The organism is Bacillus sp. 01N42_2, assembly GCF_056399565.1.
Genome location: NZ_JBFTRO010000004.1, coordinates 1 through 20,885, shown reverse-complemented (window position 1 = coordinate 20,885; position 20,885 = coordinate 1). Strand labels below are relative to the sequence as shown.

General features: G+C 46.5%; 15 protein-coding genes and 1 riboswitch. Of the genes, 10 read left to right on the top strand and 5 right to left on the bottom strand.

Going from position 1 to position 20,885, the window contains the following annotated elements; all coding sequences use genetic code 11:
* Positions 1 to 43: 43 nt before the first annotated feature.
* Entirely contained in the window at positions 44 to 2,098 is a 2,055-nt protein-coding gene (locus AC1DN5_RS10535; protein ID WP_366969289.1) for a molybdopterin oxidoreductase family protein, read from the bottom strand.
* 146 nt (positions 2,099 to 2,244) lie between these two features.
* Positions 2,245 to 2,337, top strand: a riboswitch (SAM riboswitch).
* 121 nt (positions 2,338 to 2,458) lie between these two features.
* Between AC1DN5_RS10535 and AC1DN5_RS10530 the strand changes: the two genes are divergently transcribed.
* Genes AC1DN5_RS10530 through AC1DN5_RS10520 form a run of 3 tightly spaced genes read left to right on the top strand, consistent with a single transcriptional unit; the run spans position 2,459 to position 6,241 of the window.
* The gene (locus AC1DN5_RS10530) at positions 2,459 to 3,460 is read left to right on the top strand and encodes a 2-hydroxyacid dehydrogenase (RefSeq protein ID WP_414831143.1); all 1,002 of its coding nucleotides are present in this window, start codon (positions 2,459 to 2,461) and stop codon (positions 3,458 to 3,460) included.
* An 18-nt stretch (positions 3,461 to 3,478) separates the two neighbouring features.
* Complete coding sequence (locus AC1DN5_RS10525) at positions 3,479 to 4,957, top strand: FGGY-family carbohydrate kinase (protein WP_366969291.1); 1,479 nt, start codon at positions 3,479 to 3,481, stop codon at positions 4,955 to 4,957.
* A 36-nt stretch (positions 4,958 to 4,993) separates the two neighbouring features.
* Positions 4,994 to 6,241, top strand: a complete 1,248-nt coding sequence (locus tag AC1DN5_RS10520; RefSeq protein WP_049628599.1) for an RbtT/DalT/CsbX family MFS transporter — start codon at positions 4,994 to 4,996, stop codon at positions 6,239 to 6,241.
* A gap of 30 nt (positions 6,242 to 6,271) precedes the next feature.
* Here AC1DN5_RS10520 and AC1DN5_RS10515 read toward each other — a convergent pair whose 3' ends face one another.
* A complete protein-coding gene (locus tag AC1DN5_RS10515) occupies positions 6,272 to 7,033 on the bottom strand; it encodes a hypothetical protein (protein ID WP_366969293.1) in 762 nt (253 codons plus the stop codon).
* 64 nt (positions 7,034 to 7,097) lie between these two features.
* Positions 7,098 to 7,403: a DUF948 domain-containing protein gene (locus AC1DN5_RS10510; RefSeq protein WP_366969294.1), complete on the bottom strand. Its 306-nt coding sequence runs from the start codon at positions 7,401 to 7,403 to the stop codon at positions 7,098 to 7,100.
* A 129-nt stretch (positions 7,404 to 7,532) separates the two neighbouring features.
* Between AC1DN5_RS10510 and AC1DN5_RS10505 the strand changes: the two genes are divergently transcribed.
* The 4 genes from AC1DN5_RS10505 to proB all read left to right on the top strand — a co-directional run bounded on the left by AC1DN5_RS10505 (position 7,533) and on the right by proB (position 11,063).
* Positions 7,533 to 8,249 carry a 3-ketoacyl-ACP reductase gene (locus tag AC1DN5_RS10505; RefSeq protein ID WP_016936569.1) on the top strand — a complete coding sequence of 239 codons (717 nt, stop codon included), beginning with the start codon at positions 7,533 to 7,535 and terminating at the stop codon, positions 8,247 to 8,249.
* 280 nt (positions 8,250 to 8,529) lie between these two features.
* Positions 8,530 to 8,898, top strand: coding sequence for a replication termination protein (gene rtp, locus AC1DN5_RS10500; protein ID WP_016936568.1), 369 nt, complete (start codon positions 8,530 to 8,532; stop codon positions 8,896 to 8,898).
* Between the two features lie 176 nt (positions 8,899 to 9,074).
* Positions 9,075 to 9,923, top strand: coding sequence for a pyrroline-5-carboxylate reductase (gene proC / locus AC1DN5_RS10495; RefSeq protein WP_366969295.1), 849 nt, complete (start codon positions 9,075 to 9,077; stop codon positions 9,921 to 9,923).
* A 21-nt stretch (positions 9,924 to 9,944) separates the two neighbouring features.
* Positions 9,945 to 11,063, top strand: a complete 1,119-nt coding sequence (gene proB, locus AC1DN5_RS10490; RefSeq protein WP_366969296.1) for a glutamate 5-kinase — start codon at positions 9,945 to 9,947, stop codon at positions 11,061 to 11,063.
* Between the two features lie 58 nt (positions 11,064 to 11,121).
* Here the strand turns inward: proB and gltC are convergent, their stop codons facing one another.
* On the bottom strand, positions 11,122 to 12,024 hold the full coding sequence (gene gltC, locus AC1DN5_RS10485; RefSeq protein ID WP_016936565.1) for a glutamate biosynthesis transcriptional regulator GltC: 903 nt from the start codon (positions 12,022 to 12,024) through the stop codon (positions 11,122 to 11,124).
* A 145-nt stretch (positions 12,025 to 12,169) separates the two neighbouring features.
* On the opposite strand from gltC, the gene gltB reads away from it, so the two are divergent.
* Complete coding sequence (gene gltB / locus AC1DN5_RS10480) at positions 12,170 to 16,729, top strand: glutamate synthase large subunit (RefSeq protein WP_366969297.1); 4,560 nt, start codon at positions 12,170 to 12,172, stop codon at positions 16,727 to 16,729.
* A 16-nt stretch (positions 16,730 to 16,745) separates the two neighbouring features.
* Positions 16,746 to 18,227: a glutamate synthase small subunit gene (gltD, locus tag AC1DN5_RS10475; RefSeq protein ID WP_045926200.1), complete on the top strand. Its 1,482-nt coding sequence runs from the start codon at positions 16,746 to 16,748 to the stop codon at positions 18,225 to 18,227.
* A gap of 385 nt (positions 18,228 to 18,612) precedes the next feature.
* Here the strand turns inward: gltD and AC1DN5_RS10470 are convergent, their stop codons facing one another.
* Positions 18,613 to 19,593 (bottom strand): zinc-binding dehydrogenase, encoded by a 981-nt coding sequence (locus tag AC1DN5_RS10470; RefSeq protein WP_366969298.1) that lies wholly within the window; start codon positions 19,591 to 19,593, stop codon positions 18,613 to 18,615.
* Between the two features lie 118 nt (positions 19,594 to 19,711).
* Between AC1DN5_RS10470 and AC1DN5_RS10465 the strand changes: the two genes are divergently transcribed.
* On the top strand, positions 19,712 to 20,578 hold the full coding sequence (locus AC1DN5_RS10465) for a LysR family transcriptional regulator (protein WP_366969299.1): 867 nt from the start codon (positions 19,712 to 19,714) through the stop codon (positions 20,576 to 20,578).
* The last annotated feature ends 307 nt before the right edge of the window (positions 20,579 to 20,885 follow it).

The window sequence follows — 20,885 nt, the reverse complement described above, 5'->3', positions numbered from 1 at the left end:
AAATCTGCCGAAAGGATTCACCTTCAGTAAGACCGGGGGGAGCTTATTTTTGCTTTCCGATCTTTTCCACCTGCACCTTTCCGGAGAAGAAAACAGCGCCTCCGCCCATATCTGCAAGCCGATCGGGAGTGAGTGAATTGACCAGCTGTTTTTTATCATCCGCGTCAGCCCAAAGACCTTGGCTGACTGCAACGCCGGGAAGCACTTGTTCGCCGACTGAAGCTGTCAATTCACATTCGCCGCGGTTGTTCCATATTCTCACGGTTTCCCCGTCTTCGATGTTCCGGCGCTCAGCATCTTTTGTATGAATAAAAAGCTTTGGCGCTTTTTCCAGTTTTACGTGTTTTTCATTATTCGAAAATGTCGAATTTAAAAAGTTATGATTCGGTCCCGGGACAAATAACAGCGGGAAATCATCATCGCTCTCAAGAGGGATGTGTGTGGGCAGCGCCGGATAACCGTCCTGTTTCATCTTTTCAGAATATAACTCAATTTTTCCACTCGGTGTCTTGAGCTTGCCCGGAAAAAGCGGTTTTTTCCGATTGGCTCTCATGAAAGAATGGGATGAAAGCGAATCGTAATCAATATCCTCGATATACGGATTGGCGGGAAAGTCCAGCGCCTGTCTGATTAATTCTTCATCGGAATCCTGAAGCTCCTGCTCGGTAAAGCCCATCGCCCCGGCAAGCAAACGGAACACTTCCGTATTCGATTTGCTGTCCCCATATGGTTCGATCACCGGTTTTTGCAGCTGAATAAAATGATGCCAGTAAGACGTGTAAAAATCCGTGTTTTCAAAGGCGGATGAAGCAGGGAGCACGATATCCGCATATTTGGCGGTTTCTGTTAAAAACAGATCGTGAACGACTGTAAATAAATCTTCCCGCTGCAGACCTTTTCTGACTTTATTCGCTTCCGGGGCAACTACCGCGGGATTGGTTCCGTAAATAAACAAGGAGCGTACGGGCGGTGTTGTTTCTAAAAGAACGCTTCCGAGTCTGTTCATATTAAATGATCTTGGCTTCCTGCCATAAAGCAGATCAGGCCGCTGGAGCGCTTGTCTGTTATAGTTTAATATCGCGCTGTTGTGCTTGATTGCGCCTCCCCCGGTGCGGAGCCACTGTCCTGTCACAGCCGGAAGGCAGGCGACGGTGCGGACGATCATTCCGCCATTGTCATGGTGCTGAATGCCGTTTCCGATCCTGATAAGGGAAGGGGAGGTTTCCCCGTACATTCTCGCAAGGCGTCTGATATCATCTGCTTTAACGCCTGTTATAACAGAAACCGTTTCAGGATCATACTGTTTGACATGCGCTTTTAATTCTTCACTGCCTTCGGTGTACTCTGTGAGAAATGCTTCATCGTGAAGGTCCTCGGCAAATAAAACATGCATGATACCGAGAGCGAGTGCGGCATCTGTGCCGGGGCGAATGGGAATAAACCAATCGGCAAGCCGGCCTGTTTGGTTCTTATGTACATCGATAACGACAATTTTAGCTCCTTTTTTCCGGGCTTTTTGAGCAATCATGACCTGATGCATATTCGTGCTGACGGCATTGATTCCCCAAAAAATAAAGAGCTTTGCATGTATGGTCTCTTCCGGATCAGTACCTGCGCCTTCTCCCATTGTATAGTTGTAGCCCTCAGATCCGGCTTTGCTGCAGATCGTCCGTTCGAGCTGGCTCGCCCCGAGTCGGTGGAAAAAACGGCGGTCCATTCCCTCTGCCGCCAGTTTTCCCATATTGCCGTAAAAGCTGTACGGGAGAATGCTTTCCGCTCCTTCTTCGGCAATAAGCTCTTTCCAGCGCGCACTGATCGTATTGATTGCTTCATCCCATGAAATAGGCGCAAACACAGCTTTGCCTTTTTCGCCGATCCGTTTTAACGGGACGGTTAAACGTTTTTCATCATAAATGCGCTCAGCCATGTGTCTGACTTTGTTGCAAATATTCCCTGATGTGACCGGGTGATCCGGGTCTCCCTGAATGTTAACGATTTTTCCGTCTTTTTTTGTCACAAGTAAGCCGCATTGATCGGGACAGTCCAGTGAGCACACCGATTTAAAGACGCCGTTTGGCTGTTTTGCAGCAGAATTCATAGCCATTTCTCCTCTTTTTTTATATTGTAAGCATTATAACATTTCGAAATAGATCGTCAATTCAGAAAAAAAGTATTGACATCACGGAAGGACTTATCTATGATGAGTTTATTCTTTTTAAAAGCCTGACAATTTCATCATTTTATTTTCTATCAAGAGAGGTGGAGGGACTGGCCCTATGAAACCTCGGCAACATTTATTGTGCCAATTCCAGCAAGCGTATGCTTGAAAGATAGGAAAGAATGGTCTATACATATTTGTGCGCTTCAAGCGGATAAAGACGGTATATGAATCTCTTTCCTTCTTCGGGGAAAGAGATTTTTTTGTGAAAAAATTTATGTGAAAAGGATGTTTTGCACCATGACGGTTTTAATTACCGCACCATATCACGACGAGGGGCTGAAGGAGCTGACAGATCTGTTCGGGCGGACTGTGCACCTGCCGTGGAAGAAGCACGGCCGGGCCTATCGGGAAGATGAATTAATCCGGATGATTCAAGAGACAAACGCGTCGGGGCTTATTACCGAACTTGATGAGGTATCAGAGCGAGTGATTGATATATTGCCGGATTCCGCTTTTATCGGCGTCTGCAGAGGGATGCCGTCTAATGTGGATATCACGGCGGCGACTAAAAGAAAAATTCCTGTCTTCTTTACACCGGCCCGCAATGCCCAGGCTGTTGCTGAAATGTTTATCGGAAATGTCATTTCGTTTTTGCGCCACACGTATTCTTCTCATCAATGGCTGAAGGCCGGGAAGTGGAATGGTGATTATTTGCAGGCTTACGTCAAATTCAGGGGAAATGAGCTGACGGGGAAAACAGTCGGCCTTATCGGTTTCGGAGCTGTAGGACAGAGAATCGCCCGGCTGTTGTCGGCTTTTGACTGCAAGGTGCTGTACTATGACCCCTTTGTCAATCATGAGAACCGGGAGTATGAAAAAACGACGATTGAACGGGTATTTTCTGAAAGTGATATTGTCTCCGTTCATTTGCCGCGCACCGAAGAAACCATCGGCCTAATCGGCGCCCGGCATTTTCAATTGATGAAGCAAGAAGCTGTTTTTGTCAATACATCAAGAGCGGCGGTTACAGACGGAAAAGAGCTGCTGCGGGTGCTGAAAGAACGGAGGATTAAAGGAGCGATCCTTGACGTGTTTTATCAGGAACCACCTGAATCTTCTGATTATGAATTGATCTCACTGCCGAATGTGTTCGCGACTCCCCATTTAGCGGGCGCAACATTTGAGGTGGAGGATCATCATGTGAGGATTTTAAATGAGGCGCTTTTTAAATGGAAAAAAGATCAGCTCTGCTCAATACGTGAACTTTATAACAAAAGAGAACTTGAGATGGAAGGATAGAAGAAGGAGGAGGCTGTAATGGCTGAACAAAAAGGCTACCTTGTATTTGACATCGGGACGGGGAATGCGCGAGTCGCGGTTGTGACTGCCGGCGGCGACGTGACCGCACTGGAAAGGGAAGACATTGAATATGTGACGGATCCGCTTTATCCGGACGGCCGTTATTTCTCGCCGGAAAGATTATGGATGCAAATCAGCGCTATGGCAAAAAAGGCTATTGCTAAAAGCCCTCATATTACATTAATCGGAATCACCTCAACAAGCCAGAGGCAGGGAATTGTTCTGATTAATAAAGATAAAAAGGCGTTTCTCGGTCTGCCCAACATTGATAATAGAGGGCGCGAATGGGAGGGAGAGATCGAGTTAAAAGAAGAAGTGCATCAGCGCGCCGGACGCCTTCCGAGCGCTTTATTTTCCGCCATGAAACTTGTCGGGTTAAAAAAAAGACAGCCGTCATTATGGAAAGAAGTGAAGTACATCACAAGCATCAGTGACTGGGTGACATTTGAGCTGAGCGGAATTTTAAGCTATGAACCGTCACAGGCGGCTGAAACACTGCTGTTTGACGTAAGGGAAAAAGCGTGGTCAGAGAAATTATGCAGCATCTTCGGGGTGCCTTCTGCCATTCTTCCTTCACTCGTCCGATCCGGGACGGTTGTCGGAATGTTAACGTTTAAAAAAGCAGCGGTTCTCGGTCTTTCTGAAAGAGTGCCTGTGATTGCAGGCGGGGGAGACACACAGCTTGCCATCAAAAGTGCAGATGCAAAGCCGGGAGATATCGTCATCGTATCCGGCACGACGACGCCGATTACAAAGATAACAGCGGAGACCGGAACCGAAAGTTTAGAGAATGCATGGCTGAATTGCCATACAGAAGAAGGTCAATGGCTTCTTGAAACTAATCCGGGTGTAACAGGACTCAATTATCAAAAATTAAAATCCATTTTTTATCCGAATGAATCCTACAGCGTCATGGAACGGGAAATCGCCAGTCTGCCGAAACATGATCAAGCTTGTGTTTCTGCGTTAGGCTCCTATTTATCGTCTGAGAAAAACGCACTCGCAAAAGGCGGATTTATTTTTGATGCCCCGCTGTCCCAAAGTTTAAGCCGAGCGCATTTTGTCAAAGCCGCTCTGATGGAAATCGCTTTTTCAATCAAATGGAACTATGAGGCGTTAACAGAGGTGACTTCCTTTTCAAAAAATGATGTGAAGGTGTGCGGCGGCGGTTTCCAAAGTGATGCGTTGACACAGTTTCTTGCTAACCTTCTGCAAAAGAAGATTTATAAGAGAGAAGGCTTCAGCCAGGCATCCGTAATGGGGGCGGCGATGATCTGCAACGAAGCTCTCGGTGTGAAAGAAGAACTTTCGAACCGCACAAAGCTAATTGAACCCGAATCGGATCAGACGGATCTCTTCCTATATGAAGAATGGAAACATACGCAAAAATTATTTGCGCATTTTCAGCCCAGCGGTGAAAGCCTGACTTGGGGATGAGATGACAACATGAAAGATTGCTGAGGAGGAACAAAAATGCTTAATAAAATAGGAATTCCGAAACAGCTTGCCTGGGGATTTTTAGGGGTCGTGCTGTTTATGATGGGGGACGGCCTTGAACAAGGCTGGCTCAGCCCGTTTTTAGTTGAAAACGGCTTGACGGTACAGCAATCAGCATCCTTGTTTACGGTTTACGGTATTTCTCTCGCAATAGCGTCTTGGTTTTCAGGCGTCTGCCTCGAAGCCTTCGGCGCAAAGCGGACGATGTTTATGGGGCTGTTATTTTACGTTATCGGAACAGCCGCGTTTATCGCATACGGATTTGAAAATCTTAATTTGCCGGTAATGTATGTCACGTATTTTATTAAAGGGCTGGGCTATCCGCTGTTTGCCTATTCTTTTTTGACATGGGTGATTTACCGGTCGCCGAAAAACAAGCTCAGTACGGCGGTCGGCTGGTTCTGGATTGCATATTGCTGCGGCATGTTTGTATTCGGAGCCTGGTATTCTAGCTGGGCCATCAAATCCTTCGGCTATTTGAATACGCTGTGGAGTTCAATTTTCTGGGTATGCCTCGGCGCGTTTTTTGCTTTGATTTTAAATAGGGACCGCTTTGAAAAGAAAAAAGCAAGTAAACAGGAAAAGGTGCAGGAATTAATGAAAGGAATCACCATCCTTGCTGAAAATCCGCGTGTGCTTTCAGGGGGGATTGTTCGGATCATCAACAGTATCGGAACATACGGATTTCCGGTATTTCTCCCAATGCATATGGCGCAGCACGGCATTTCTACAAATGTATGGCTGCAGATTTGGGGCACGATCTTTCTCGGCAATATCGTCTTTAACTTAATCTTCGGTGCAGTCGGCGATGCGTTCGGCTGGAAAAAGACTGTCATGTGGTTCGGAGGAGCGGGCTGCGGCATTTTTACCCTTTTATTATATTATGCTCCTGTTGTATCACATGGGAACTTGCTTTTCGTCAGCATTGTCGGCTTTATTTGGGGAGGGCTTCTGGCCGGATTCGTTCCGATCGGAGCTATCGTGCCAACGGCGGCCGGCAGCGATAAAGGTGCTGCCATGTCTGTGTTAAATCTGGCCGCGGGCCTGTCGGCATTTGTCGGCCCCGCGCTTGCCTGGGCGTTTATCGGGCTTGTCGGCGCACAAGGCGTAGTATGGATTTTCGCGGCGCTCTATTTCGCAAGTGCAATCCTGACAAATCAAATCAAAATACCTGAAGAAAAAACGGCAAAACACGATAAATCATTGCCTGAATATGCTTCTTAACAGAAACGCCCCGAAGGCTCGGGGCGTTTTTTACAGCTTCTGAAGAAACCCGGCAAATCGCTGAATTTGTTCACGTAACGATTGTTTGTTTTCGTGAAATTGTTTGAAACGATGTCCGTTTGCGCCGGACGGATGCGGGAAGCCTTCCAAAATGACCGCATGATTCATCCTCCCGTTCTTCTTCAGCATGCGGCAGGCGGATTCTGCTGCTTTACCGAGAGGGATAAGCAGAATGTCCTTTTTCATCATTTCTATTTCGTCCGGAAAATATTTCAGCGCATAACGGCTGAGAAGAGCTGACCTGCTGATTAGCGGCTGATGTCCCGTATAGTTTTTCTGTTTATAAAAAACAGGGTGTTTGATAACGGATGTCGTATGAAGCAGCTCCCGTTTTGAACCAAATAAACAGGATGAATTCTCAACTCGGAGCGCGGCCGGCAGACCGCATTCATTAAGCATTTCGATCATGTGCTGCCTCATGGAACCGGAAAGCCCGGCCGCTTTTTTTGTCTCATATGCTACCACCTCAAGAGATTCGCCGTTTTTTAAAAGCTGTGCTGCTGCTTTGTAAGCCTGCTGCATCTGAAAAAAACCGGGTGTAATTCCGGAAATGACAACTGCAGCATGTGGGTTGATATACTCATTATGAGGCGAATAATACATATCCAGATCTCCGTCCTTTGCTAAATGGAACTCCGGATTCAGCAAATCCGATTTTGTAAATCCTCCCGAAGATGATAATGCTTTAAGTTGGCGTAAAAAATGTGCAAGCCGCTCACGATTGCAAATCATATTATGCCTCCTTGAACCCGCTCATTCTCTTAGTGTCAGCAAAAACGGCGGATGACATGCAGGCTCATAAATCACTTTTACCGGCGTCCCAGAGCATCTTCAGGACATGAGGCGTTCCTTTTGCTTCAGCAGCCGTCGTTTGCACGGCTGTTTTTTTAGTGAGAAAGTCTTCCTGCAGTTCTTTCTGCTTTTGTGATAACCGACGGGTTTCTGTTTTGATTTCTTCAACGGATGTCTGCATGGACGCTGCCGTGACGTTAATCTTCTTTATATCAGGCGCTGTGTTTCTTTTAAAACGCACGGCTGATACGGCTAAATAAACCAAGGCGGCAGCCGCAACGGCAGCACTGATATACAAAATGATAATCATCTGCTTTTCACTCCTTTTTTTCAGTTGATACCCTTTATAGAGATTGATGAATCATTTTATTTGCTAATTGTTTTTTTTCTGCTTATAATGTGAAATCGTACATAAGGACATTCAGAAAGGGTGAAAGACGTGGAAAATATACAGAACAAAACGGCTCTTATCACGGGTGCGGGCAGAGGAATCGGCCGCGCCGCCGCTATTGCTTTAGCGAAAGAAGGAGTCAATATCGGTTTAATCGGCCGCACTGAAGCAAATGTGAAAAAGGTTGCAGAAGAAGTGGAAGCCCTTGGTGTAAAGGCATCATTCGCTGCTGCCGATGTGAAAAGCCAAAAAGAGGTCGAACAAGCCGTCGCTTCTATTAAAGAAGATCTCGGTGAGATTGACATCCTGATTAACAATGCCGGAATCAGCAAATTCGGCGGATTTTTAGATCTTACGCCAGAAGAGTGGGAAGACATCATTCAAGTTAATGTAATGGGTGTATACCATGTGACACGCGCCGTTCTTCCTGAAATGATTGAGAGAAAATCAGGAGATATCATTAATATTTCCTCTACGGCCGGCCAAAGAGGCGCCGCGGCGACAAGTGCGTACAGCGCTTCGAAATTTGCCGTTCTCGGTCTGACTGAATCTCTCATGCAGGAAGTGAGAAAACACAATATCCGTGTCAGCGCAATGACTCCTAGCACGGTTGCCAGCGATATGTCAATTGAATTAAATCTGACAGACGGCAATCCGGAAAAAGTCATGCAGCCTGAGGATCTTGCAGAATATATGGTTGCTCAATTGAAATTACATCCGCGCATTTTCATCAAAACTGCCGGTTTATGGTCAACCAATCCATAAAAAACGAGATCTGTCTTTTTAGACAGGTCTTTTTTTGTTTCCTAAAACTGAATGAGCAGATATAAAGGATTTATGCGAAAAAAGGAATGAAACAGAAACCGATATCAGTTATAATTAAACCAAATAAACTATGTACCAAATGTTCAATTATGTTTTTTCCCGCCGCTCTAAAAAACAAATAAATACAAATTAAACTGTTCGCACAATAAAAGGGGAAACGGAATATAAAAAGAATATTTAGTACATGGAATAATTTGTTAGATGGAAGGGTGTGCACATAATGAAAGAAGAAAAAAGAAGTTCAACCGGTTTTTTAGTGAAACAAAGGGCTTTTTTAAAGCTTTACATGATTACAATGACAGAGCAGGAACGGCTTTACGGACTGAAGCTTCTCGAGGTGCTGCGCTCCGAATTTAAACCCATCGGTTTTAAGCCGAATCATACTGAGGTATACCGTTCACTCCACGAACTCTTGGATGACGGGATCTTAAAACAGGTAAAGGTCAAAAAAGAAGGAGCCAAACTCCAGGAAGTCGTTCTCTATCAATTTAAAGACTATGAAGCTGCGAAACTTTACAAAAAACAGCTTAAGACAGAGCTTGACCGCTGCAAAAAGCTGATAGAAAAAGCCCTTTCCGATAATTTTTAAATCTGTCCGGAACACACCCCGCCGCCCGGGCTCAGGCGGGATGTTCTGTGATTCATTATACATAATAGCAGACAGGGAACAATACATATCAATAAAACCTTCAAACTTGACATTGACTCCTGACATGATAACATAAAAAACGTGTGAAAAATGCGAACAAAATACGAACAAGGGAGATGTTACCGATCTTAGATCAAAAGAAAGTTGCTTTTATAGGAGCAGGATCAATGGCTGAAGGAATGATATCAGGCATGGTCCGCGCAAAAAAAATTCCCAATCAAAACATCTGCGTGACAAACCGCCGAAATACAGAGCGACTCGCTGAATTGGAACATCAATACGGAATTCAAGGCACAGCTTTTGACAGCATGAAAACCGAAGACATTGATGTCTTTATTTTAGCTATGAAACCGAAGGATGCTGAAATCGCTCTGGAGACGCTGAAACGGCGTATTCAACCTCATCAAATCATCCTGTCTGTCTTGGCAGGCATAACAACCTCATTTATACAACAATCATTACATGAGAATCAGCCGGTTGTAAGAGTCATGCCGAACACATCCAGCATGATCGGCGAATCGGCAACAGCTGCGGCTTTCGGAGACCATGTCTCTCAAAGTTCAGCACAGACTGCGGTATCCCTTCTGGAATGTCTCGGTGAAGTATATGTGATCAAGGAAGATCAGATGGACATTTTCACCGGCATCGCAGGCAGCGGACCGGCGTACTTTTATTATTTAATGGAGTTTATCGAAAAAGCAGGTGAAGAAGCCGGCTTAGATAAACAACTGTCCCGCAAAATCGGCGCGCAAACATTATTAGGCGCAGCAAAAATGCTGATGGAGACGGGGGAAAAACCGGAGGTGCTGCGAGAAAACATCACCTCTCCAAACGGCACGACTGCAGCCGGCCTTGATGCGCTCAGGTCTGAAGGCGGCGGGGAAGCCATTGCCAAAGCCATTAAACATGCGACTGAACGTTCTATTGAGATCAGCAAAACAATTGAAAAAACAGCAGCACTATAAAATAAAAACAGGAGTGATACAGTGACGTCTCGGACGGAGATCAAAAGAGTCGTGGTGAAAATCGGCAGCAGCTCACTGACGAGCCTGCACGGAGAAATCAGCAGAAGAAAACTGGAGACATTGGTGGATCAAATCGCACAGCTGAAAGACAGCGGTTATGAAGTGATTTTAGTATCTTCCGGCGCAGTGGCGGCAGGTTATCGGAAGCTCGGCTTTATTCAGAAACCGGAAAGCCTCCCCGAAAAACAGGCTTCTGCTTCCATCGGGCAGGGATTATTAATGGAAGCTTATTCAAAGCTGTTTTTAGCGCACGGTTATGTCGCGTCACAAATTTTAATTACAAGAAGCGACTTTTCTGATGAATACCGCTATCATAATGTCCGCAATACGATGAATGTCCTTTTAGAACGAGGCATTATTCCGATTATTAATGAAAATGACACCGTCACAGTCAATCGGCTGAAATTCGGTGATAATGATACACTCGCGGCAAAGGTCGCAGGCTTAATTGATGCCGACATGCTTGTGATTTTATCAGATATCGACGGATTATATGATGATAATCCGCGCAGCAACCCGGAAGCGGCACGAATCAGACATGTAAGTGACATCACTCCGGAAATAGAAGCAAGCGCGGGAGATGCCGGGAGTGAAATGGGAACCGGCGGAATGCGTTCGAAACTGGATGCTTTTAAAATTGTGATGGCCTCTGGTATTAAGGGCTTTCTCGGGCAGGCTAACATTCCGGACATTCTGCTTCAAGCGGTAGATGAGGCGGCTGAAGGAACTTATTTTGAAGCGGAAGGAACCCTCCCGTTAAACCACAAAGAACAATGGCTTGCATTTAATTCCGGCCCCGAAGGCGAGATTGTGATGGAGAAGAAAAGCAGCCGCGATATAGCGAACGGAAATGTAGCGCTGTCACCGCAGGATATCGAACAGATTAACGGCAGATTCAGCAGCGGGGCGGTTGTCAGACTGCTTGATCAGCAGGGAGAAGAGCTTGGGCTCGGCATCGTCAATTATTCCTCAGCTCAGCTGAAGACATATAAAGAAACGCCGCATAAACAGACCGGCCAATCAGTCATTGATCCGGAAGCGTTTGTCTGCCACGTTGAACTGTCCATCCCGATCGGCTGAGAAAAGTCAATAAAACATGGCAAAGCCCGAGGCTTCGTTTTGAAGCTCGGGTTTGTTTTTATTGATATTGTTCAAGTTTGGAGAAAAATTGAATGACAAAATGATAGAAATCATTCGCAGACGGAGCCAGTTCTCTGCCTTTTGGCTTAATAATGCCTACGGTGCGCTTCACTTGAGGGAATTCAATCGGAATTTTGACCGTGAACCGAGGTGTGGTTTCCGCAAAGGTGCTTTCAGGTAATAAAGTAACGCCCATGCCTGCGGAGACTAATCCTTTAATGGCATCTAAATCCTCGCCCTCCGTTGATACAAGCGGCGCAAAGCCAGCCTGTCTGCAAGCGTCAATCGCCATATTGCGGAGAATAAATCCTTCAGGAAATAAAACAAATTGGTCGCCGCGCAGATCAATTAAATGAATATTTTTTTGTTTGGCAAGCGGATGATGCAGCGGAACAAGCGCGTAAATCTTTTCTGTGAATAAGATATTGCCTGTTATGTCGGGAAATTCCGTCGGAACGGGGCCGAGAAGCGCCGCATCTATGTCCCTGTTTCTTACGGCTTCAATTAAAAACTTATAAGATCCTTGGCGGAGCAAAAACTCAACGTTCGGGTGCTCCTCTTTAAATGCTGAAATCACTGTCGGCAAAAGCTGACTTGCAAGGCTCGTCGGGAATCCTATTTTGACGGTTCCGCGATTAGGATCAAGATATTCATCGATTTGTTCCTTCGCGTAATCAATTGCTTTCATCGCTGTTTTAACATGTTCTAAAAATTGTTTGCCGATCGGCGTTAACTTAATATTTCTGCCTTCCCGTTCAAATAAAGTGACCTTCAACTCTTCTTCAAGATTTGCAATCTGCCTGCTGATGGCGGATTGAGCGACATGAAGATGATCAGCCGCTTCTGACACATGTTCCCGTTCTGCTACCTCCATAAAATACCGAAGCTGGCGTAATTCCATTGCGTTCACACCTATCTATCTCATTTTGAGATGTATTTGATCTAAATTATATATTGTTTATATTGTTTTGAAAACTTACAATTAATTTAAAGTTGTCAGATTTTATGACCGATAATTAACGGAAACTGATCGGGGGAGAGGAATTATGACTTACAATCAAATGCCGAAAGCACAAGGTCTCTACCGTCCGGAATTTGAGCATGATGCATGCGGAATCGGCTTGTATGCCCATTTAAAAGGGAAACCTTCACATGACATTGTCAAAAAAGGACTGCAGATGCTTTGCCAGCTGGATCACAGAGGAGGACAGGGCAGTGACCCGAATACGGGAGACGGCGCCGGCCTGATGGTTCAGATCCCTGATGCTTTTTTTAAGAAAGAGTGCGGAGAAATGAAGCTGCCTGAAAAAGGCCGTTACGGGGTAGGAATGGTCTTTTTCTCGCAAAATGAAGAGGAAAGAAAAAAGATCGAAAAACAGGTGAATGCATTCATTGAGCAGGAAGGGCAGACCGTTCTCGGCTGGAGAACCGTCCCCGTTAATGTCGGAAAAATCGGAACAGTGGCACAAAGTACTTGCCCGTACGTGCGCCAAGTATTTATCGGTGCCGCAAACGATTTGAAAGACAGCCTTGCTTTTGAACGCAAACTGTATGTCATCCGGAAGCAGGCGGAAAATTGGGGCGTTCAGAAACAGCTTGATTTTTACTTCGCAAGCCTGTCAAGCCAGACTATCGTTTATAAAGGTTTGTTAACGCCTGAGCAGGTTGACGCTTTTTATTTGGATTTGCAGGATGAAACCTTCGTATCTGCATTTTCACTCGTACATTCACGGTTCAGCACAAATACCTTTCCTACTTGGGAACGTGCCCATCCGAACCGCTATCTGATCCATAACGGAGAAATCAATACGCTCCGGGGCAATATCAATTGGATGCGGGCGAGAGAGCAGCAGTTCGTTTCAGAAAGCTTCGGAGACGATCTTCATAAAGTGCTGCCGATTTTAAATGCTGAGGGCAGTGACTCATCCATTCTTGATAATGCGTTTGAATTTTTCGTGATGGCGGGACGGAAGCCGGCACATACGGCAATGATGCTGATCCCGGAACCATGGACCGAAAACACTCACATGTCTAAAGCGAAACGGGCTTTTTACGAATATCACAGCTCTTTAATGGAGCCGTGGGACGGACCGACCGCCATTTCGTTTACGGACGGTAAACAAATCGGCGCCATCCTTGACCGTAACGGTCTGCGTCCGGCACGTTACTATGTGACAAAAGATGACCATATTATTTTCTCATCTGAGGTGGGCGTTATTGAAGTGGAACAGGAAAACATTCTTCAAAAAAAACGCCTGGAACCCGGAAAAATGCTGCTCATTGACTTAGAGGAAGGCCGGATTATTTCAGATGAAGAAGTAAAAACGGAAATCGCCAATGAATTCCCGTATCAAAAATGGCTTGAAGAGGAATTGGTTCAAGTGAATCCTGATCCGGAAATCCGGGAAGAGGAACAATTCGATGATCTTCTCGTCCGGCAAAAAGCATTTGGCTATACGTATGAAGATATTCAGAAATATTTAATTCCTGTTATTAAAGAAGGCAAAGACCCGCTCGGCTCCATGGGAAATGACTCGCCGCTCGCCGTTTTATCCGATCGTGCCCAATCACTGTTTCATTATTTTAAACAGCTGTTTGCGCAAGTCACAAACCCGCCGATTGACGCGATCCGCGAGCAGCTGGTGACCTCCACGGTGACATGGCTCGGAGCTGAAGGCGATCTGCTGCATCCGAGTGAAAGAAATGCCCGCCGCATTAAACTGTATACTCCTGTATTATCTAACGAACAGTTTTATGCGCTGAAAACACTTGTGCATCCTGACATTAAGAGCCAGAACATCCGCACGCTGTTTTCCGATGACCTGGAAAAAGGCCTGAAGGATTTGTTTCAGCAGGCGGAAAAAGCAATCAAGGAAGGCGTATCTCTGTTAATTTTATCTGACAGGGCAATGAGCAAAGAATTGACGCCGATTCCGCCGCTTTTGGCCGTCAGTGCGCTGCATCAGCATTTGATCCGTCAAGGTCTGCGTACTAAAGCAAGCATTATCGTTGAATCAGGCGAAGCGCGTGAAGTTCATCACTTTTCGGCTCTCATCGGATATGGGGCCGATGCTGTCAATCCGTATTTGACTTATGCTACGTATAAGCAGGAAATCGATGAAGGACGGCTTGATATTCCGTATGAAGAAGCTGTCAGCAAATACGGTAAGAGCGTGACAGAAGGCGTCGTGAAAGTGATGTCAAAAATGGGGATTTCAACTGTGCAAAGTTACAGAGGCGCCCAAATTTTTGAAGCGGTCGGCATCGGTGAAGACGTCATTTCCAAATACTTTACGGGAACTGCATCCCAGCTTGGCGGAATTGATATCGAAACGATCGCGCAAGAAGCAAAACAGCGTCATCAAGCGGCGTACAAGGATGATTACAGCCAAACTCTTGAGCCGGGTAGTGAATTCCAATGGCGAAACGGGGGAGAGCACCACGCTTTCAATCCGAAAACCATCCATACTCTGCAATGGGCATGCCGCAAGAATGATTACAGCCTGTTTAAGCAATATTCTCATGCAGCGGATGAAGAAAGAATCGGATTTTTACGTAATCTGTTCGCCTTCAAAGAAGACCGCAAACCTTTAAAATTAGAAGAAGTCGAATCAGCTGCGTCGATCGTGAAACGTTTTAAAACAGGGGCGATGTCTTTCGGTTCATTAAGCAAGGAAGCGCATGAAGCTTTGGCAATAGCGATGAACCGGCTCGGCGGAAAAAGCAACAGCGGAGAAGGCGGCGAAGACCCGAAACGTTTTATTCCGGATGAAAATGGCGACGACAGAAGAAGTGCAATTAAACAGATCGCATCCGGCCGTTTCGGCGTAAAAAGCCATTATCTCGTCAATGCGGATGAATTGCAGATCAAAATGGCGCAAGGGGCGAAGCCGGGAGAAGGCGGCCAGCTTCCGGGCAACAAAGTATATCCTTGGGTCGCGGATGTCCGCGGTTCTACACCAGGTGTCGGGCTGATTTCACCGCCTCCTCATCATGACATTTATTCAATTGAAGATCTGGCTCAGCTGATCCATGATTTGAAAAATGCAAATCGAAACGCTCGAATCAGCGTCAAGCTCGTGTCAAAAGCCGGCGTCGGCACGATTGCGGCCGGTGTGGCAAAAGGTACGGCGGATGTCATCGTCATCAGCGGGTACGACGGCGGAACGGGTGCTTCACCGAAAACGAGTATTAAACATACAGGTCTTCCGTGGGAGCTTGGTCTTGCAGAAGCTCACCAAACGCTGATGCTGAACGGTTTACGGGATCGCGTGGTATTGGAAACGGACGGTAAGCTGATGACAGGGCGCGACGTCGTGATGGCCGCCTTGCTAGGCGCGGAAGAATTCGGCTTTGCCACAGCGCCGCTCGTCGTTCTAGGCTGCGTCATGATGCGCGCCTGCCACTTAGATACATGTCCTGTAGGTGTCGCGACGCAAAATCCGGAGCTTCGCAAAAAGTTTATGGGCGATCCTGATCATATCGTAAACTACATGCTGTTTGTCGCGGAAGAAGTGCGTGAATATATGGCGCAGTTAGGTTTTAAAACGCTGGATGAAATGATCGGCCGCACAGACGTTCTTCATGTAAGCGAACGTGCAAAAGCGCATTGGAAAGCGGGACAGCTTGATTTGTCTACGCTGCTGTATCAGCCTGAAGGCGTGCGCACTTTCCGGACTGCGCAAAATCATAAAATCGGTCAGTCACTTGATATGACGGAAATTCTTCCGGCGGTGCAGGCTGCAATTGAAGCCGGTCAGGAAGCGGAAGCGGAAATCAAGATCAATAATACAAATCGCGTAGCCGGAACCGTGACGGGAAGTGAAATTTCCAAACGCTACGGAGCGGAAGGACTGCCGGATGATACGATCAGGCTCCATTTCACCGGATCAGCCGGACAGAGTTTCGGCGCATTTGTCCCTAAAGGGATGACGCTTCATTTGACCGGGGATTCAAATGACTACGTAGGAAAAGGGCTGTCAGGCGGAAAAATCATCGTGAAAGCACCTGATGCCTTCAATTGCGAAACGCATGAGAACGTTATTATCGGGAACGTCGCCTTTTACGGAGCAACAAGCGGGGAAGCGTACATTAACGGGCGTGCCGGTGAACGTTTTGCGGTCCGCAACAGCGGAGTCAATGTCGTTGTAGAAGGTATCGGAGATCACGGCTGTGAATACATGACAGGCGGCCGGGTTGTCGTCCTCGGTGAAGTCGGCAAAAACTTCGGAGCGGGGATGTCAGGCGGTATCGCATACGTCCTGAGCGATGATGCCAAAGCATTTAAACGCAAATGCAACATGGAAATGATTTCATTTGAAAAACTGACGGATGAAACGGAGATCAAAGAAGTGAAAGAAATGGTCAAACGGCATGCGGCGCTGACAAACAGCAAAAAAGCCGCAGACCTCCTGGATCATTGGGAAGACGCCGCAGAGACCTTTATCAAAGTCATTCCGAAAAACTATAAACAAATGCTCCTCAGCATCGAAGAACAAAAAGCGGCGGGGTTATCAGAAGAAGACGCCATTATGTATGCTTTTGAAGCTAACACAAAGGCTCACAAAACGCCGGCCAAAGATCAAAAACAAGCGGTAGTGCAGTAAGAAAGGGGAGAGGAACATGGGGAAACCAACTGGATTCATGGAAGAAAAACGAGAAAAACCGGCTGAGCGGGACCCTCTCACTCGCTTAAAAGATTGGAAAGAGTATTCGGCTCCATTTTCAGATGAAGCGTCAAAGCGGCAGGGGGCGCGGTGTATGGATTGCGGCACACCGTTTTGCCAAATCGGCGCTGATATTAACGGTTTTACATCCGGATGTCCGATTTATAATTTAATACCGGAATGGAATGACCTCGTCTATCGGGGGCGCTGGAAAGAAGCACTGGAGCGCCTTCTGAAAACGAATAACTTTCCTGAATTCACAGGGCGGGTCTGTCCCGCTCCTTGTGAAGGATCTTGTACACTGGCCATTTCAGATCCGGCTGTTTCAATTAAAAACATCGAGCGGACGATCATTGACAAAGGTTTTGAGAACGGATGGATTCAGCCGAGAATTCCAGCGAAACGCACAGGTAAGAAAGTCGCTGTCGTCGGTTCAGGCCCGGCAGGTCTGGCAAGCGCTGATCAGCTGAACCAAGCCGGTCATTCCGTAACGGTCTATGAGCGTGCTGACAGAGCCGGCGGCCTGCTGATGTACGGCATTCCGAGCATGAAGCTTGAGAAAAATGTCGTCGAACGCCGTATTAAGCTTTTGACGCAGGAAGGTATAGATTTTGTGACAAATACCGAAATCGGCGTTGACATAACGGCTGATGAGCTCAAAGAACAATTTGATGCCGTCATTTTGTGCACAGGCGCCCAAAAGCAGCGCAATCTGCTGATTGAAGGCCGGGAAGCAAAAGGCGTCCATTACGCAATGGATTATTTAACACTGGCGACGAAAAGCTATTTAGATTCCAACTTCAAAGATAAACAATTCATAGACGCTAAAGGAAAAGACGTCATCGTGATCGGCGGGGGAGACACAGGAGCTGACTGCGTGGCAACCGCGCTGCGCCAAAAAGCGCGCAGCGTGCATCAGTTCGGGAAACATCCTAAACTTCCTCAGACGCGCACGAATGACAATATGTGGCCTGAACAGCCGCACGTCTTCACCCTTGAATACGCCTATGAAGAAGCGCAGGCAAAGTTCGGCAAAGATCCGAGAGAATATTCAATTCAGACGACAAAAATGGTGGCCGATAAACAAGGCCGCTTAAAAGAGATCCACACCATCCAAATGGAAAAAGTCAGAAATGAATTCGGTAAGTATGAATTTCATGAACTGCCCGGAACGGAGAAAGTATGGCCTGCTCAGCTGGTGTTTATCGCCATCGGTTTTGAAGGAACTGAACAGCCATTATTGAAGCAGTTTGGTGTCGATTCGGCAAATCATAAAATTCAGGCGGCATATGGGGATTATAAAACGAATGTTGACGGTGTTTTCGCCGCAGGGGATGCGAGAAGAGGCCAAAGCCTGATTGTATGGGCGATTAATGAAGGCCGGGAAGCAGCGCGCGAAGTCGACAGTTATTTAATGGGGAGCACTGTTTTACCGTAAATAAAGGGGATTAATTATAGAACCGGCTGGGCTCAGCCGGTTTTTTCATATGTCATGGAACTGAACTGTTAACATGATCTGCTTTCTGAAACAGAGCGACGTATGATTTGTTCTTCCGTTCAGCAGTTTCAAATCGGTGAACGGAAGAAGGCCTGTTTTGATAACGTTACTTAAAGGCTTGTGCTGACACAAGTTATCTGGAAGCGCTGTGCAAGCTCGGGCGGCGCCATTTAAAGACACTTTTGCTGTGCATTTTATTGACGGGCACTTTACCCGTCGTGTGGCTGTATCATCGAAAAGTTTTAAAAACCGGGAAAACACTTTTTTATATTTTTGATAGAAATATATCAAGAGTATGTCAGAGCGGAGGGGTCCGCTCCTTTTTTTAGACATCTATATGAAAGCCGATATTGCCGAACTGCCGTCCTTCCTGCATTCTCTTAATGGCATCGGCTGCTTCTCTAAGAGGGTACATATGGTCGATAATGGGGCGGATTCCGCAGCGTTTTATCAATTCCAGCATTTGCGCGAATTCCTCATTGCTTCCCATTGATGTACCGAGAATATGAATCTGCGGAAAAAACAGCGAGCGAATAGGAAATCCGAGCTGATCACCTGAACTGGCACCGAATGTTACGATCCGGCCATTCGGTTTCATAATGCCAAGGTAGTGTTGATATAAAGCGGGACCGACACCGTCAAGTATGATATCTGCTTTTTGGCCATTCAGCGCTTCATTCCAGTCGCCGTAACTGTCAATTGCCCGGTCTGCACCGTATGACAGTGCGGTTTGTTTTTTGTTTTCGCTGCGGGAGGTGACGCTGACTGTCGCTCCGATTGCTTTTGCCATTCGTAAGGCGTATGTTGCCACGCCGCTCCCGATGCCCGGAAGGATAAGGTGTTCGCCCTTTTTCAATTGTCCTTTTGTAAATAAGGCGCGATAAGCGGTTAATGCTGATAACGGCAGCACGCCCGCTTCCTCCCATGTCAGATGATCGGGTTTTACAATGGCATTTTCTGCAGGAACGATGACATAAGGTGAAAAAGTTCCGTCGCTTGGACCGCCTAAAATATCAGGGACGGCTGGTACATCCTCAACAGTCTTCCAATTCAGCACCGGGTTGATGATGACTTCCGCATGCAGTAAATGAGAACGGACGCCGTGTCCTATTTCAGTTACGATTCCCGCGCCGTCTGAACCGAGAATAAATTCACGGTTTCCGGTTTCGTGGTTTTTCATCAAAAATAAATCGCGATGGTTTAATCCGGCTGTTTTCAGCTTTATTTTGACTTCTCCGTTCCCCGGATGTTTGTCAGGTATCTGCCTGAAATGAAAGCTATTTTCGTGTATGATAATGGCATCCATTATTTTTCTCTCCTTTATGGTTGATGAGAAAAATTTTACAGGCTGTAACAGCTGCAGTAAATGAAGGAAAATTGATAGCCGGCTATCAATAAAAATCATAGCAAGAAGGTGTCCTTACATGGAAAGCGGAGACTTAAAGATTTTTCAGGCTGTCGCCCGAAAAGGCAGTATTTCAAAGGCGGCGGAATGTCTGCATTATGTTCAATCAAATGTGACAAACCGGATTCAGCAGCTGGAACGGCAATTGCAAACACAGCTGTTTTACCGGACGAATCGGGGAATGACGCTGACGCCAGCAGGTGAAAGCTTATTGAAAGATGCAGACAGAATTCTGCAGCTGCTATATGAGGCGCAAAAAAATGCGCAAGAGGCAGGACATCCGAACGGCCCGCTCCGCATCGGTTCTTTAGAAACGGCGGCAGCCGTCCATCTCCCTCAATTTTTCACGGAGTATTGCAGACGATACCCGAAAGTACAGCTGTCACTGTCAACCGGTGATACACATACCTTAGTGCAGCGCGTCCTGCAGTATGAGCTGGACGGGGCTTTTGTTTATGGGCCGGTCGAACACGAAGACCTTAAGCAATCCGCCGTATTCCAAGAAGAATTGATCGTGGTCTCAAATGTGCGGGAAGGCAGCTTGCAAAACCTGCTGCGAGAGCCGATTCTGTTTTTTGCCGCCGGCTGTTCGCACCGCCGTAAAATAAAAAACATATTGAAAGAGGAAGCAGTGCCTGAACATAAAATCATTGAATTCGGAACGCTGGAAGCCATTATTGGAGCGGTGCAGGCAGGGTTGGGTGTTTCCTTTTTGCCTGCGTCAGCCGCCCGTTATTTTAAAAACCGGGAAAATCTTTTTCATCATCAGCTCCCTGAACGTTTTCGGGATATGAATATATCATTCATCTACCGGCGTGATTTATTTTTGACATCGGCGTTTGAAGAACTATTGAATGGATTAAAAGCGTTACCGAATGGAAGATGACGTAACAGGACAGCTGAATATGCCGAATTTTTTACCGATTTTTTTAAAAAAAACTTTCTTTTCGCGGAAATTTATGTATAATAAAAGAAAGTTTTTTCGGATAATGAATCTGCAATGATAAGGACATGAGTCATTTTAACCGGCCATACAGAGAGGGGAGGCAAGGCTGAGACCTTCCCGGCACGAAGAATGGGCTTACCGCCTTTTGAGCTGTATCGGTGAACGAAAGCAGCCGATACCGTATAGCCGCGTTACGGCAACAATGAGCCGCCGCTTGAAGTGGCGGGAATTTGGGTGGAACCGCGGG

Coding starts and splice junctions, on each gene's coding strand:
- AC1DN5_RS10465 (WP_366969299.1), top strand. CDS start 19,712: ATGGAAAGCGGAGACTTAAAGATTTTTCAGGCTGTCGCCCGAAAAGGC.
- AC1DN5_RS10470 (WP_366969298.1), bottom strand. CDS start 19,593: ATGGATGCCATTATCATACACGAAAATAGCTTTCATTTCAGGCAGATA.
- gltD (WP_045926200.1), top strand. CDS start 16,746: ATGGGGAAACCAACTGGATTCATGGAAGAAAAACGAGAAAAACCGGCT.
- AC1DN5_RS10520 (WP_049628599.1), top strand. CDS start 4,994: ATGCTTAATAAAATAGGAATTCCGAAACAGCTTGCCTGGGGATTTTTA.
- AC1DN5_RS10515 (WP_366969293.1), bottom strand. CDS start 7,033: ATGATTTGCAATCGTGAGCGGCTTGCACATTTTTTACGCCAACTTAAA.
- gltB (WP_366969297.1), top strand. CDS start 12,170: ATGACTTACAATCAAATGCCGAAAGCACAAGGTCTCTACCGTCCGGAA.
- gltC (WP_016936565.1), bottom strand. CDS start 12,024: ATGGAATTACGCCAGCTTCGGTATTTTATGGAGGTAGCAGAACGGGAA.
- rtp (WP_016936568.1), top strand. CDS start 8,530: ATGAAAGAAGAAAAAAGAAGTTCAACCGGTTTTTTAGTGAAACAAAGG.
- AC1DN5_RS10535 (WP_366969289.1), bottom strand. CDS start 2,098: ATGAATTCTGCTGCAAAACAGCCAAACGGCGTCTTTAAATCGGTGTGC.
- AC1DN5_RS10525 (WP_366969291.1), top strand. CDS start 3,479: ATGGCTGAACAAAAAGGCTACCTTGTATTTGACATCGGGACGGGGAAT.
- proC (WP_366969295.1), top strand. CDS start 9,075: ATGTTACCGATCTTAGATCAAAAGAAAGTTGCTTTTATAGGAGCAGGA.
- AC1DN5_RS10510 (WP_366969294.1), bottom strand. CDS start 7,403: ATGATTATCATTTTGTATATCAGTGCTGCCGTTGCGGCTGCCGCCTTG.
- AC1DN5_RS10530 (WP_414831143.1), top strand. CDS start 2,459: ATGACGGTTTTAATTACCGCACCATATCACGACGAGGGGCTGAAGGAG.